Origin of the sequence: Giesbergeria anulus, from assembly GCF_900111115.1 — a bacterium.
GTDB lineage: Bacteria > Pseudomonadota > Gammaproteobacteria > Burkholderiales > Burkholderiaceae_C > Simplicispira > Simplicispira anulus.
Genome location: NZ_FOGD01000001.1, coordinates 635,219 through 649,937 on the forward strand (window position 1 = coordinate 635,219; position 14,719 = coordinate 649,937).

General features: G+C 57.0%; 12 protein-coding genes. 8 read left to right on the forward strand and 4 right to left on the reverse strand.

Annotation, left to right across the window (positions count from 1 at the left end; translation table 11 throughout):
- Positions 1–62: 62 nt before the first annotated feature.
- The gene (gene rpsB, locus BMX55_RS02975; RefSeq protein ID WP_091452473.1) at positions 63–818 is read right to left on the reverse strand and encodes a 30S ribosomal protein S2; all 756 of its coding nucleotides are present in this window, start codon (positions 816–818) and stop codon (positions 63–65) included.
- Between the two features lie 267 nt (positions 819–1,085).
- Between rpsB and BMX55_RS02980 the strand changes: the two genes are divergently transcribed.
- Positions 1,086–1,772, forward strand: a complete 687-nt coding sequence (locus tag BMX55_RS02980) for an ankyrin repeat domain-containing protein (protein ID WP_425432037.1) — start codon at positions 1,086–1,088, stop codon at positions 1,770–1,772.
- A gap of 16 nt (positions 1,773–1,788) precedes the next feature.
- Here BMX55_RS02980 and BMX55_RS02985 read toward each other — a convergent pair whose 3' ends face one another.
- Both BMX55_RS02985 and BMX55_RS02990 read right to left on the reverse strand, forming a co-directional pair.
- The gene (locus BMX55_RS02985) at positions 1,789–2,316 is read right to left on the reverse strand and encodes an ImmA/IrrE family metallo-endopeptidase (protein WP_091452476.1); all 528 of its coding nucleotides are present in this window, start codon (positions 2,314–2,316) and stop codon (positions 1,789–1,791) included.
- A 38-nt stretch (positions 2,317–2,354) separates the two neighbouring features.
- Positions 2,355–2,867, reverse strand: a complete 513-nt coding sequence (locus tag BMX55_RS02990) for a TerB family tellurite resistance protein (RefSeq protein WP_091452480.1) — start codon at positions 2,865–2,867, stop codon at positions 2,355–2,357.
- 199 nt (positions 2,868–3,066) lie between these two features.
- On the opposite strand from BMX55_RS02990, the gene BMX55_RS02995 reads away from it, so the two are divergent.
- Both BMX55_RS02995 and BMX55_RS03000 read left to right on the forward strand, forming a co-directional pair.
- On the forward strand, positions 3,067–3,765 hold the full coding sequence (locus BMX55_RS02995; RefSeq protein ID WP_091452483.1) for a histidine phosphatase family protein: 699 nt from the start codon (positions 3,067–3,069) through the stop codon (positions 3,763–3,765).
- Complete coding sequence (locus tag BMX55_RS03000) at positions 3,762–5,909, forward strand: putative bifunctional diguanylate cyclase/phosphodiesterase (RefSeq protein ID WP_091452487.1); 2,148 nt, start codon at positions 3,762–3,764, stop codon at positions 5,907–5,909. The genes BMX55_RS02995 and BMX55_RS03000 overlap by 4 nt, the downstream gene beginning before the upstream one ends.
- Positions 5,910–5,929: 20 nt before the next feature.
- Here the strand turns inward: BMX55_RS03000 and BMX55_RS03005 are convergent, their stop codons facing one another.
- Positions 5,930–6,994 (reverse strand): AI-2E family transporter, encoded by a 1,065-nt coding sequence (locus BMX55_RS03005; protein ID WP_091452490.1) that lies wholly within the window; start codon positions 6,992–6,994, stop codon positions 5,930–5,932.
- Positions 6,995–7,195: 201 nt separating this feature from the next.
- On the opposite strand from BMX55_RS03005, the gene BMX55_RS03010 reads away from it, so the two are divergent.
- From BMX55_RS03010 to BMX55_RS03030, 5 genes are all read left to right on the forward strand, one after another.
- Positions 7,196–10,075 (forward strand): 2-oxoglutarate dehydrogenase E1 component, encoded by a 2,880-nt coding sequence (locus BMX55_RS03010; RefSeq protein ID WP_091452492.1) that lies wholly within the window; start codon positions 7,196–7,198, stop codon positions 10,073–10,075.
- Positions 10,076–10,123: 48 nt separating this feature from the next.
- Positions 10,124–11,368: a 2-oxoglutarate dehydrogenase complex dihydrolipoyllysine-residue succinyltransferase gene (odhB, locus tag BMX55_RS03015; RefSeq protein WP_091452496.1), complete on the forward strand. Its 1,245-nt coding sequence runs from the start codon at positions 10,124–10,126 to the stop codon at positions 11,366–11,368.
- An 86-nt stretch (positions 11,369–11,454) separates the two neighbouring features.
- Entirely contained in the window at positions 11,455–12,882 is a 1,428-nt protein-coding gene (gene lpdA, locus BMX55_RS03020) for a dihydrolipoyl dehydrogenase (protein WP_091452499.1), read from the forward strand.
- A gap of 104 nt (positions 12,883–12,986) precedes the next feature.
- Positions 12,987–14,090, forward strand: coding sequence for a cell division protein ZapE (gene zapE / locus BMX55_RS03025; protein WP_091452501.1), 1,104 nt, complete (start codon positions 12,987–12,989; stop codon positions 14,088–14,090).
- Complete coding sequence (locus tag BMX55_RS03030) at positions 14,090–14,689, forward strand: hypothetical protein (RefSeq protein ID WP_091452504.1); 600 nt, start codon at positions 14,090–14,092, stop codon at positions 14,687–14,689. Before zapE ends, BMX55_RS03030 begins: the two co-directional genes overlap by 1 nt.
- Positions 14,690–14,719: the final 30 nt, after the last annotated feature.

Below are 14,719 nucleotides of genomic sequence, written 5' to 3' on the forward strand. Positions count from 1 at the left end.
TAAAAAAAGGGGGCTAAATGAGCCCCGCTTTTTAGCGCGTTGAGCGCGGCCGGGCTGGCCGATCAGGCAGCGGCGTCTTGGACTTCCACAAACTCGTCGGTGCCTTCAGGGGCGGCCACAGCACGAACCACATCTTCGGCGGCGCTGGCGCGGCCTTCGATGATGGCGTCTGCGATCACGCGGGCATACAGATCAACGGCCTTGGCCGAGTCATCGTTACCGGGGATCACGTAACCGATGCCATCGGGCGAGTGGTTGGTATCGACCACACCGATCAGCGGGATACCCAGCTTCTTGGCTTCAGCGATGGCAATCTTGTGGAAACCGACGTCGATGACGAAAATGGCATCGGGCAGCGCGGTCATGTCTTGGATGCCGCCGATGTCTTTTTCCAGCTTCTCGATCTCGCGAGCAAACATCAGTTGCTCTTTCTTGCTCATGGCTTCCAGACCCGTTTCTTGCTGGGCCTTCATGTCTTTCAGACGCTTGATCGAGGTCTTGACGGTCTTGAAGTTGGTCAACATGCCACCCAACCAGCGTTGGTTGACAAAAGGCACGCCAGCGCGGGCGGCTTCAGCGGCGATGGTGTCACGGGCTTGGCGCTTGGTGCCGACCATCAAAACGGTGCCGCCATTGGCCGACAGTTGCTTGGCAAACTTGGCTGCGTCCTGCAACAGGGGCAGGGACTTTTCCAAGTTGATGATGTGAATCTTGTTGCGATGACCGAAGATGAACGGGGCCATCTTGGGGTTCCAGAAGCGGGTTTGGTGACCGAAGTGGACACCGGCTTCCAGCATTTCGCGCATAGTAACGGACATGGTATTTTTCCAAAGGTTAGGTCTGAAACCCAGCCCGACATTTGCCGCCTTGTCACGGGCAACAACACCTTGAATGGGCTGGTTTGGGATTGGCTTTGCCACTTGGCTGTAGTGCCCAAGGAAACGGCGTCTGACAGTCGGCAAAACCCTAAGATTCTAGCATATTTGGCCCTCTTGGCATCGCCACTGCTGCTTGGGATTTTTCTTGGCATCTCTCTTTTGAGGGTTTGCCCCACTACAATTTTCTTAAAATTTCAGGTAATTTTTATGATGTATCGCATGATCCGCCGCTCATTTTTGACTACTGCCACCGCCGCCTGTGCCCTGCTGGCATCAGGCGCACATGCCGGTGCCCATGACGACTTTTTCAGGGCTATCCACCGTGATGACGGCGACACACTGCAAACCTTGTTGCGCCGGGGCATGGACCCCAACACTCGCAACAACAAAGGGCAAACAGGCCTCGTACTGGCGTTGCAACTGGGTTCTTTGCGCGCTTTCGCTGTGTTGGTGGCTGCACCCCGTGTCAATGTAGAAGTGCGCAACGTCCACGGTGAAAGCCCGCTGATGATGGCCGCCTTGCAAGGACATCTAGATGCCGCTCGGCTATTGATTGAACGCGGCGCCGATGTCAATAAACCCGGCTGGACGCCGCTGCACTATGCCGCCTCTAAAGACCAGCCAGCGCAGGAGCAAATAGTGGCGTTGCTGCTGGAGGAGCATGCCTATATTGATGCCGCCTCGCCCAACGACACCACGCCCTTGATGATGGCAGCGCAATACGGCAGCATGGCCGTACTGCACCTGCTCCTTGATGAGGGGGCCGACCCGTTACTCAAAAACCAACTCGGCCTGCGTGCTGTCGATTTTGCTGCACGGGGGCAGCGCCCGGACAGCGTGGCACTGCTACAAGCGGCAGTGCGCCAGCACCAGCCCAACCCTGGGCAGTGGTAGGCGTACACAGCCGCCTTTAATCGGCGTCAATCCAGTGCCACGGATCGCGCTGCAAAGCCAGTGGACGGTTAAAGTGCAGGCTTAGATCGGCCATGCGCTGCTTGACCAGAATGGGCGGCACTTCAAACAGGCGCGCCAAATCGTCCAAATCGGCCATGCGCAACTCCTGCACACGCTGGCGCAAAGCGTCGCCGGGCATGAGCAGCGCCAAGGCAAATTGATTGGCTTCGGTTTCGCTGCGCTGGTGGGCGTTAACGCCAAAATTGTCCGATACATCAATCAGGCGCTGGTGCCCTGGCCGCAGATGGTGCAAGGCCACATGGCCCAAAGCATGGGCCACACCATAGCGTTGGCGCACAACGCTTTGCGCTTTACCAAGGGTGATAATGGCCTGATTTTGCAGGCTAATATCTAGCTGCGCACAGGCTTGCAGCGTATCGCTCAGGCGCACGGCAATACCCATGCTGCGAGCGATGCGCGCTAGATTGACTGGTACCGATTGATCCCAGTGGAGTTTCAGGATGCCTTCCGCGAACATGGCCATAGGGCTGCATTATCCCAGCCCCAGCCATGCACAAAAACTTAGGAGGGCAGCGACAACTTGACTTGGTAGCTAGGGTCGTTTTTGGGGTGGCTTTGGTTGGTAAACACCGTGCGGTCGTTTTTGAGCACAATGATCTCAAAGAAGGGGCGGAAACGTGCTTCCGAGACCCCAAACGCTTGCAAGAACTTGCCAAACAGCGCCTGCTCTTCTGGCTCAGGCTGACCATCCGCGAGCGATGAGTCGATCAGGTTAACCAACATGCACATCTTTTGCGCATCACTCAGCAGCGGTGCTGCTTCTTGCAAGAAGGTGTCAATCGAGTTTTTGCGACGGTATTTCACTGCGCTATCGAGCAACGCTTGGTTTTGCGCGCCCACACCAATGGAACCATTGCCTTGATCGGAGCCGCCCAACACTGACAGTAGATGGCCAATTTCTTCATGATCAATCTCGCCATCGGCAGACATCATGTAGATCAGGCTGGTGGCAAAAGCCAAGTGGGGCGTCATTTTGTCGCCCGAATCGCTCTTGAACATGTCAAACAGACCCATTGTGCTTACTCCTTGAAAACAAGTGGACCAAAAAACCGTACCGCTTTCACTACGGTGCCGGGGTGCGTTGCAGTGTACCCAAGGAGACCACGTAAACAACCTGAATCCCTGTAAGTTGCAGGAGATTGATTCAGTACACTTTGCGTTGTTACAAATCACACTAGCTAGAGCTGGCCGGCCCTAAGCACAAGGAATATTTATGCACAACACAACTACAAGACATTGCTCCAGCGCCTTGGGACGGCTCTGTCTTGGGGTGTTGACGGCCCTGCTGACCACAGGCGGCGTTTGGGCCGCCGATGTGCAGGCCCCTACCGCCACGCGCTTTCAGGTAGTAAAAGCAGACAAAGAACACATTGAACTCTTGCGCCGGGGTGGTTTGGTGGTTTACATGCGCCACGGTGCCACCGATGCGCGCTTTCCAGACCAAATTCCGGTCAAGCTTGACCATTGCGCCAACCAGCGCCCTCTGACGGATGCTGGCCGCGCCCAGCTCGATCAAATTGGGAGCTTTGTACGCAGCATTCGCGTTCCGTATACCACCGTCATCAGCAGCCCCTTTTGCCGGGCGCAAGAAAGCGCAGAACGCGTTTTTGGCAAACCAATAGAGGTAGACCTGATGCTGCGCTATACCGCCACTATGCCTGCATCTGAGAAAAAACCCGCTGTGGCCCGCACCCGGCATTGGCTGTCTGAGAAGGTAGCCGAAGCTGGCACCAACCGCGTGGTGGTAGCCCACGGCCCCAACATTGCCGAGCTGATGGACTACCTGCCGCCCGAAGCGACGCTGGTTATTTTTCGCCCACTGGGCAGTGCTGCCGAACCCAGTTTTGAATACATTGCCAGCATAGAGGCTAAACACTGGCCTGAGCTATTGATGCAACTGGGGGCACCATGAACACGGGACGCCGATTACAGTTGTTCCTGCTACTGCCAATGGCACTGGTGGTGCTGGTGGCTTTGTTGGTGTTTTATGGTGCCTTGGCCAGTATGCGCCAGCAATTTGAGCTGGCCCACAGCGCGCAGCATAAGGATTTGGAGGGGATGGCCAGTGCCGCTAGCTTCTCGCGTGACATCGGCTTGATAGAAGAACGCACCTCTGCGGCGTTAGAAGGTGCGATCAACGGCTCGCTCAATGAGTTGCAGCTCTACCGTATGCACACTGCAATTGTCAATGACTTGGACGTTTTGGGCAAGCAGGTAGAGCAACTTACCCAATCGGCAGCGCTCGTGCTTGACGCCAACCAAGGCAGTACCAACAGCTTACAACAAGAATTTGAACTGTATCGGCGTTTTGTCGTCATGTCTACCGATGTGCTAGCCGTCGATCCCAGCGTAGCACGTGATTTCTTGAACCAAGCACGGCAACATTTTCGGGATTTTTCTATATTCTCCAGCCGCCTTAGCATCTTGCTAGCCCAGCGTGCGCAAGAGCGCAATCTGGCCCAATTCCATGCCTTTACCCACATGGCCCAGCAGCTGTGGTGGCTGGGTTTGGCTGCCGTGTGTGTACTGCTGCTGGTCAGTTACCTGTTAGCTCGACGTGCCAGCCACGCACTTATCGACATTGCAGACGCGTTGCACACCTTGGCGGGCAGCCAGCACAAAGAGATTCCGTTGCCACGCCTAGAAGCCATGCACGACAAAGACTCCGGTGAACTAGGGCGCTTGGCTGGGGCCGTGCTGGTGTTTCGCAACGCCATTGAGCGCCAACGCCAAGCTGAGGAACAAGCACACCAGCTTGCTTTTTATGATGTGCTCACCCAACTGCCCAACCGCCGTATGCTGATGGAGCGGCTCAAGCTAGCCTTGGATGGCTGTGCACGCAGCGACCATCATGGGGCTGTGGTGTTGCTCGATCTGGATAGCTTTAAGCGCATCAACGATGCACGCGGCCACAGTGTGGGAGATCAATTACTACAACAGGTAGCCCAGCGCTTGGCCCAAACAGTGCGTGCCAACGACACCGTCGCCAGACTCGATGGCGACAAATTCGGCTTTGTGCTGGCCGCCCTGAGCCACCAATCTCAACAGGCAGCCAATGAAGCCGAGCAGGTAGTGCTGGAATGCACGCAAATTTTGGCCCAGCCAGTGCAATTGGAAGGGCAAACCTACTTTATCAGTGCCAGCATCGGCATCACCCTGTTTGATGCACAACGCCAAAGCCTTGATGAGCTGCTCAAACAGGCAGAGGCAGCTATGTACCGAGCCAAAAATGAAGGGCGTAACACCTACCGTTTTTATGACCCACAAATCCAAGCCCACCTAGACGCCAAGGTCAGCCTCGAAGCAGACTTGCGCTTAGCGGTAGAGCAAGAACAGTTGTGCCTGTTCTACCAATTGCAGGTCGATGAGCAAGACCATATGCAGGGCGTCGAAGCCTTGGTGCGCTGGATTCATCCCAACAAGGGCATGGTCTCGCCCGCGCAATTTATTCCGCTGGCCGAAGAATCCGACCTGATTTTGCCGATTGGCCATTGGGTGCTAGAGACCGCCTGCCGCCAACTGAGCCAATGGGCGCGCCAGCCAGAGCGCGCCCACTTAAGCATTGCCGTCAATGTGAGCGCACGGCAATTTCGCCAGCACGACTTTGTGCAACGTGTACAGGCCGTGCTCGCCGCCACCGGCGCGCCACCCCAAACCCTCAAGCTCGAACTGACGGAGAGTTTGGTGCTAGAAAACGTTGAGGCCACCATTGCCAAAATGCTGGCGCTGCGTGCAGTGGGGGTACGCTTTTCGATGGATGACTTTGGCACCGGCTACTCATCTTTGCAATACCTCAAGCGCCTACCACTCGACCAACTCAAGATCGAGCAATCATTTGTGCGTGACATCACCACCGACCCTGACGATGCCGTGATTGTGCAAACCATCATTGCAATGGGCCGAGCCTTGCGTCTCGAAGTGATTGCCGAAGGGGTAGAAACCCGCGAGCAGCAGGCATTTTTGCGCACCCAAGGCTGCTTGGCCTACCAAGGCTATCTGTTTGGCAAGCCTATCCCCATCGAACAACTAGAGCCGCAACTGCCCAGCCCGACATAAATTCCTCTGCACCATCCCCGTCAAGGGGGCGGTGAACGGCTGTTGTTTTCGGCGGCAAAAATATCCCAAGTAGCCATAAACAGGGCTGCAATCACCGGGCCAATGACAAAGCCATTGAGGCCCAGCAACGCCATGCCGCCCAAGGTCGAGATCAGCACCACGTAGTCGGGCATTTTGGTATCTTTACCCACCAAAATCGGGCGCAGCACGTTGTCCACCAACCCAATCACACCCACGCCAAAGGCGGCCAAGATCAGCGCCTTGCTGGTAGCGCCCACGGCCAAAAAATACAGTGCCACAGGCCCCCAAATCAGCCCAGCTCCCACCGCAGGCAGCAGGGATAAGAAGGCCATCAGCACGCCCCAAAGCACTGCGCCTTGGATGCCCAGCACGCCAAAAATAAAGCCACCCAGCATCCCTTGCGATGCCGCCACCATCACGTTGCCTTTGACCGTCGCCCGGATCACGGTAGTAAATTTGCTCACCAGATGGCGCTTGTGCGCCTCATTGAGGGGCACTGCATCGCGCACCCGTGCCACCAAAACAGCGCCGTCGCGTAGCAGAAAAAACAGCAGATACAGCATGATGCCCACGCTGATTAAAAACTGAAACGTATTTTGGCCAATATTGAACGCACGGGTAGCAATCAACTGACTGGCCTGCACGGCCACCGCCGACAGTTTGCGCTGCACAGCGTCCATGCTGGTCAACTCTAAGCGTGCCAACAAGTCTACCGCCCAAGCGGGTAAGGCCCCAATGATTTGCTTGAAATAAGCACCCAGATCAAGCTCTCCCGAACGCAGCAGATCGTAAATATGGGTAGCTTGTTGAATCAAGGACAGACTGAGCAGCGTCATGGGCAAAATGACCACCAACAAACACAGGCCCAGCATGAGCAGCGCTACCAAATTGGGGTACTGCGGTAGCCGCTGCAACAGACGCCGATGCAGAGGTGCAAACAAAATAGCCAACACTACGCCCCAGAACACCGCATCGTAAAACGGCCACAGCACCGCTGCAAAGGCCAGTGAGGCACAGACCAGCAGAAATAAAAAAGTTTTGTGCTGTAGTGAGGAGGAATTCATGCGCAGTAGTCCGATCAAGTGGCCCAATGTACGCCACAAGGGAAACTCCTAGCAGGCGAGCAGGGGTTTTCAGTGGCACAATCTGGGGTGAACAGGCCCTTCCCAGCCACAGTCGCATCCGCCAATCGGTTCAGCCGTGTCGCGGAAGGTTTCTTAAACCAGCTAATGCTTTCTTCAGGAAAGCTGAGGTCAGCGGAAAATATGAGCGATAAGACATCCGTCTACCAAGCCTACCAAGGCAACACCTACCTCTTCGGCGGCAATGCGCCTTATGTCGAAGAGATGTACGAGAACTACCTCGCCAACCCCGGTAGCGTGCCTGATACATGGCGCGACTACTTCGACGCGCTGCAACATGTGCCCGCCGTCGATGGCTCCAACGCCAAAGACGTTCCACACCTGCCGGTGGTCAATGCCTTTGCCGAGCGCGCCAAACAAGGCGGCACCAAGGTCGTGCTGGCCAGTGGTGCTGATTCCGACTTGGGCCGCAAGCGCACCGCCGCGCAGCAATTGATTGCCGCTTACCGCAATGTCGGTCAACGTTGGGCCGATCTTGATCCGCTCAAGCGCACCGAGCGCCCCGCCATTCCTGAGCTAGAACCATCGTTCTACGGCTTCAGCGACGCTGACCAAGAAACCGTGTTCAACACCAGCAACACGTTCTTCGGCAAAGACAGCATGCCGCTGCGCGAGCTGATCAACGCACTGCGCGAAACCTACTGCGGCACCATCGGTGCCGAGTTCATGCACACCACCGACCAGAACCAAAAGCGCTGGTGGCAACAGAAACTCGAAACCATCCGTAGCAAGCCCCAATTCAATGCGGACAAGAAAAAGCACATCCTCGACCGCCTGACCGCTGCCGAAGGCCTAGAGCGCTACCTGCACACCAAGTACGTCGGCCAAAAGCGCTTCTCGCTCGAAGGTGGCGAAAGCTTCATCGCCGCGATGGACGAGCTGATCCAGCAAGCCGGTGCCAAGGGCGTGCAAGAAATCGTTATCGGCATGGCCCACCGTGGCCGCCTGAACGTGCTGGTCAACACCTTGGGCAAGCTGCCCAAGGATTTGTTTGCCGAGTTTGACCACACCGCCCCCGAAGACCTGCCCGCCGGTGACGTTAAATACCACCAAGGTTTTAGCTCCGACGTCTCTACCGCAGGCGGCCCAGTGCATTTGTCGCTGGCCTTTAATCCTTCGCACTTGGAGATCGTCAACCCCGTGGTTGAAGGCTCGGTGCGCGCTCGTATGGATCGCCGTGGCGATCCCAAGGGTAGCCAAGTGCTGCCCGTGTTGGTACACGGTGATGCCGCCTTTGGCGGTCAAGGCGTGAACCAAGAAACGCTGGCCTTGTCTGAAACCCGTGGCTACAGCACCGGCGGCACCGTCCATCTGATTATCAACAACCAGATTGGCTTTACCACCTCTGACCCCCGCGACATGCGCTCGACGCTGTACTGCACCGACATCGTCAAGATGATCGAGTCGCCCGTGCTGCACGTCAATGGTGATGACCCAGAAGCCGTGGTTTTGGCCATGCAATTGGCGCTCGAATTCCGCATGGAGTTCCGCAAAGACATCGTTTTGGACATCATTTGCTTCCGCAAGCTGGGCCACAACGAGCAAGATACCCCCGCGCTGACCCAGCCGCTGATGTACAAAAAGATCAGCCAGCATCCCGGCACCCGCAAGCTGTACGCTGACAAGCTGGCCGCACAAGGCTTGGGCGAAACGCTGGGCGACGACATGGTCAAGGCTTACCGTGCTGCAATGGACGCCGGCCAACACACCTCCGATCCAGTCCTGACCAACTTCAAGAGCAAGTACGCCATTGACTGGTCGCCCTTTGTGGGCAAAAAGTGGACGGACGCTGGCGAAACGGGCATCCCACTGACCGAGTGGAAGCGCCTGTCCGAAAAGCTCACCACCCTACCTGCCACCCTGACACCACACCAATTGGTGAAAAAGGTCTATGACGACCGCGCCGCAATGGGCCGGGGCGAGATCAATGTGGACTGGGGCATGGGCGAGCACATGGCGTTTGCCTCGTTGGTAGCCAGCGGCTACCCCGTGCGCCTGTCGGGCGAAGACTGTGGCCGTGGCACCTTCACGCACCGCCACGCCGTCATTCACGACCAAAACCGCGAAAAGTGGGATACCGGCACCTATGTGCCCCTGCAAAACGTGGCCGAAAACCAAGCCCCGTTTGTCGTCATTGACTCCATCCTGTCTGAAGAGGCAGTGATGGGCTTTGAATACGGCTACGCCGGTTCTGACCCCAGCTCGCTGGTGATCTGGGAAGGCCAGTTTGGCGACTTCGCCAACGGCGCCCAAGTGGTGATTGACCAGTTCATCGCCTCTGGTGAAGTCAAGTGGGGCCGTGCCAATGGCCTGACCTTGATGCTGCCCCACGGCTACGAAGGCCAAGGCCCAGAGCACAGCTCGGCCCGCGTCGAGCGTTTCTTGCAATTGGCCGCTGATACCAATATGCAGCTGGTGCAACCCACCACCGCCAGCCAGATTTTCCATGTGCTGCGCCGCCAAATGGTGCGCGATCTGCGCAAGCCCTTGGTCATCTTCACACCCAAATCGCTGCTGCGTAACAAGGATGCGACCTCGCCGCTGTCTGAGTTCACCTCGGGCATCTTCCAAACTGTGATTGCCGAGCAAGACGAAGCCATCACCAAAAAGGCCGACAAGGTCAAGCGCGTAGTGGCTTGCTCAGGCAAGGTGTACTACGACTTGGTGAAAAAGCGCGCCGAGAAGGAAATCACCGATGTGGCCATCATCCGCGTTGAACAACTCTATCCGTTCCCACACAAAGCCTTTGCTGCGGAACTGAAAAAGTACCCCAACGCCACCGACATCGTCTGGTGCCAAGATGAACCACAAAACCAAGGCGCTTGGTTCTTCATCCAGCACAACATCCACGAAAACATGCTCGATGGGCAAAAGCTGGGCTACTCGGGTCGCGCTGCCTCGGCATCGCCTGCCGTGGGTTACTCGCACCTGCACCAAGAACAGCAAAAGGCGCTGGTCGAAGGCGCATTTGCCAAGCTCAAGGGTTTTGTCCTGCCCAAGTAAGGTCAGCAACCCGAATTCAGAACAAAACCCTTTACCGAAAGAATTGAAATGGCAATCGTAGAAGTTAAAGTTCCGCAACTGTCCGAATCCGTGGCCGAAGCCACCATGCTGACGTGGAAGAAAAAGGCCGGTGAGGCCGTGGCTATCGATGAAATCCTGATTGAAATCGAAACCGACAAGGTGGTGCTGGAAGTGCCCGCTCCCGCCGCTGGCGTGCTGGCCGAAATCATCCAAGGCGACGGTGCCACCGTGACTGCCGAGCAACTCATCGCCAAAATCGACACCGAAGGCAAGGCCGGTGCGGCAGCTCCTGCCGCCGCCCCCGCTGCTGCGGCTCCCGTGGCTGCTCCTGCTGCTGCCGCTGCCAACAAGGGCGACGTGGCAATGCCTGCCGCCGCCAAGCTGCTGGCCGACAACAACCTGTCGGTCTCTGCCGTGACCGGCACCGGCAAAGATGGCCGCGTGACCAAGGGCGACGTGCTGGCTGCTGTAGCCGGTGGCGTGCAATCCACTGCTGCCGTCATCCCAACCGGCGTGCCCACCAAGGCCCTGCCCCAGGTGGCAGCACCTTCATCCAAACTAGAACTGGGTGACCGCCCTGAACAGCGCGTGCCCATGAGCCGCCTGCGCGCCCGTGTAGCCGAGCGTCTGTTGCAATCGCAATCGACCAACGCCATCCTGACCACGTTCAATGAAGTGAACATGGCCCCAGTGATGGAAATGCGCAAGAAGTTCCAAGACGCCTTCAGCAAAGAGCACGGCGTCAAGATCGGCTTCATGAGCTTCTTTGTCAAGGCCGCAGTGCACGCACTGAAGAAGTTCCCGGTGCTCAACGCCTCAGTGGATGGCAACGACATCGTTTACCACGGTTACTTTGATATCGGTATCGCTGTGGGTTCGCCCCGTGGCTTGGTGGTGCCTATTTTGCGCAACGCCGACCAAATGAGCTTTGCCGACATCGAAAAGAAAATCGCTGAATTTGGCAAGAAGGCCCAAGAAGGCAAGCTGGGCATGGAAGAAATGACCGGCGGCACCTTCTCCATCTCCAATGGCGGCACCTTCGGCTCCATGCTGTCTACCCCCATCATCAACCCCCCACAATCGGCCATCTTGGGGGTTCACGCCACCAAAGATCGCGCTGTGGTGGAAAACGGCCAGATCGTCATCCGTCCGATGAACTACTTGGCCATGTCTTACGACCACCGCATCATTGACGGTCGTGAGGCTGTGCTGGGCTTGGTAGCGATGAAGGAAGCGCTGGAAGATCCTTCGCGCCTGCTGTTTGACATCTAAACCCTGACCGATTAGCCCACCCATGTGGCCCAGCTTGCGCTGGTGCCCATCGGTGGGTTTTTTTGAACCGATTAAGAAAGATTTTTATGAGCAAAGCATTTGATGTCGTGGTGATTGGCGCTGGCCCCGGTGGTTATATTGCCGCCATCCGTGCCGCCCAACTGGGTTTTAACGTCGCTTGTATCGACGAATGGAAGAACGACAAGGGCGGCCCCGCACCCGGCGGCACCTGCACCAACGTCGGTTGCATCCCCTCCAAGGCGCTGCTGCAATCGTCTGAGCACTTTGACCACGCCAACCACCATTTTGCCGAGCACGGCATCAGCGCTAAAGACGTGAAGATGGATGTGGCCAAGATGATTGCCCGCAAGGACAACGTCGTCAAGCAAAACAACGACGGCATCTTGTACCTGTTCAAAAAGAACAAGGTCAGCTTCTTCCACGGTCGTGGCTCTTTTGCCAAGGCGGTCGAAGGCGGCTACGAAGTCCAAGTGGCTGGCGACAAACCCGAAACCTTGGTAGCCAAGCAAGTCATCATCGCGACTGGCTCCAACGCCCGTGCCTTGCCCGGCACACCGTTTGACGAAGAAAACGTGCTGTCCAACGATGGCGCATTGCGCATTGGCGCTGTGCCCAAAAAGCTCGCCCTGATTGGCTCTGGCGTGATTGGTCTGGAAATGGGTTCGGTCTGGCGTCGTCTGGGTGCCGACGTGACCATTTTGGAAGGTCTGCCCACCTTCTTGGGTGCTGTGGACGAACAAATCGCCAAGGAAGCCAAAAAAGCCTTTGACAAGCAAGGCCTGAAGATTGAGCTGGGCGTGAAGGTTGGCGACATCAAGAATGGCAAAAAGGGCGTCTCCATCGCCTACACCAATGCCAAGGGCGAAGCCCAAACGCTGGACGCCGACAAGCTCATTGTATCGGTTGGTCGCGTGCCCAACACCAACGGCCTCAATGCCGAAGCTGTGGGTCTGCAACTGGACGAGCGCGGCGCGATTGTGGTCGATGGCGACTGCAAGACCAATCTGCCCGGCGTCTGGGCGGTGGGTGACGTGGTGCGTGGCCCCATGCTGGCACACAAGGCCGAAGAAGAAGGCGTGGCCGTGGCCGAGCGCATTGCTGGCCAACACGGCCATGTGAATTTCAACACCATTCCTTGGGTGATTTACACCAGCCCCGAAATTGCATGGGTGGGCCGCACTGAGCAACAACTCAAGGCCGACGGCGTGAAATACAAGGCCGGTACCTTCCCGTTCTTGGCCAATGGCCGCGCCCGTGCCTTGGGTGACACCACTGGCATGGTCAAGTTCTTGGCTGATGCCACCACCGACGAGATTTTGGGCGTCCACATTGTTGGCCCCATGGCATCCGAGCTGATCTCTGAAGCCGTGGTAGCGATGGAATTTAAGGCCAGCGCCGAAGACATCGCCCGCATCTGCCATGCCCACCCCTCTTTGAGTGAAGCCACCAAAGAAGCAGCTTTGGCCGTGGACAAGCGCACGCTAAACTTCTAAACCTTTTCAACGGTTTTCACCCACAGTATTGCGGTGATTTATAACTCTGGTGTCCGCACGTCGGGCACCAGAGATTTTCTTTTTGTAGAGCAAGGGGGCTGATTTTGTCCGTTTCCGTTCTTCAGGCCTATGAGGCCGAACTGGTAGCCAAGGGCTTTCAGAGTGACCCAGCCCAACTGCGCGCCGTGCAGGCCTTAGAGCGCTGCGCCCAAGAGTGGGCGGTATACAAGTCACGCCGCTCCAATGCGCTCAAAAAATTGATTAACCGCCCCGATATCCCTAAGGGGGTATATATGTTTGGCGGCGTTGGGCGTGGCAAAAGCTTTCTGATGGACTGCTTTTTTAATGCCGTGCCGCTTAAGCGCAAAGTGCGGCTGCATTTTCATGAATTTATGCGCGAGGTACACCGCGAGCTGGCGGTGTTGCAAGGCACACAAAACCCATTGGATGTGCTAGGTGCGCGCATCTCCAAACGCTACAAACTCATTTGTTTTGATGAGTTCCATGTGGCCGATATTACTGACGCCATGATTTTGCACCGCCTGCTGGTGGCGCTGTTTGAGAATGGTGTGGGTTTTGTCACCACCTCCAATTTTGAGCCGGATGGTCTTTATCCTAATGGCCTGCACCGCGACCGCATTTTGCCTGCTATTGCGCTATTGAACCAGCGCATGCAAGTGATTAATGTGGACAACGGCACCGACTACCGCCGCCGCACGCTAGAGAATGCCAAGCTCTACCACTGCCCCTTGGGGGAGCAGGCCGATGCCGAGATGGGCAAAACTTTTGACCAACTGGCTGAAATCCACGACGAAGACCCAATATTGCACATTGAAGCGCGAGAAATTCGTGCCCGGCGCAAAGCTGGTGGTGTGGTGTGGTTGGATTTTCGGGAGCTGTGCGGTGGCCCACGCTCACAAAACGACTATTTAGAAATTGCCAACCAATTTCATACCGTGTTGCTGTCGAATGTGCCGCATATGCCTGTGAGTATGGCGTCACCAGCGCGGCGCTTTACGTGGCTGGTGGATGTGCTTTATGACCGGCGCGTGAAGCTGGTGATTTCTGCCGCCGTGCCGCCCGAAGAGCTTTATACCGACGGGCCACTGGCGCACGAGTTTCCGCGCACGGTGTCGCGACTCAATGAGATGCAATCGAAAGAATTTCTGGCATTGGAGCGCCGGGTAGTGGATACCGGATTGACCTGATGCAGATACGCCCATTTTTGCAAGGCTGGCCCCAAATCGGGCTGGCGTGCGCGCTGGTGCTGCTCCACGGCCACAGCGTGGCCCAAACCGATGAACGTGCCACCCTGCGCCAAGAACGCGCCCAGTTGGATGCGGCCTTGAGGTTGGCCGAGACTGCGTGCCAGCAGCGCTTTGCCGTAGAAGACTGCTTGCGCGCCGAACGGCGCAAAGTACGCCAAGCCAAAGACGTTTTGCGCGCCCGCGAAAACCAACTCAATTTGCAAGAACGGCGCGAGCGTGCGGCGCAGCGCCTGCAAAGCATTGAAGCACGCCAACGCGAGCATCTACCCACTGGCGAGGCTAAAGCGCCCAAAAAACCTACGCCAAGGAGTGGGGCAGGTCTGGAAAAACGCCGCACAGACCCTCGGCTGGCGGTGATTCGGGCTGAGCAGCGCCAAGCACGCCAGCAAGAGGCGGCGCAGCAGGCCACGCAAGCGCAACAACAGCAACGGGAAAGACTCGCCGCTGCGCAAGCGCACAAACAGCAGGTGCTACGCGAACAGGCCGAGCGTGCGCAAAAGGGCCAGCCTACTGCGGCACCTTTGCCGGTGCCGCAGTAGCTTTAGCCACCGTCTTCACTTGGTCGATGT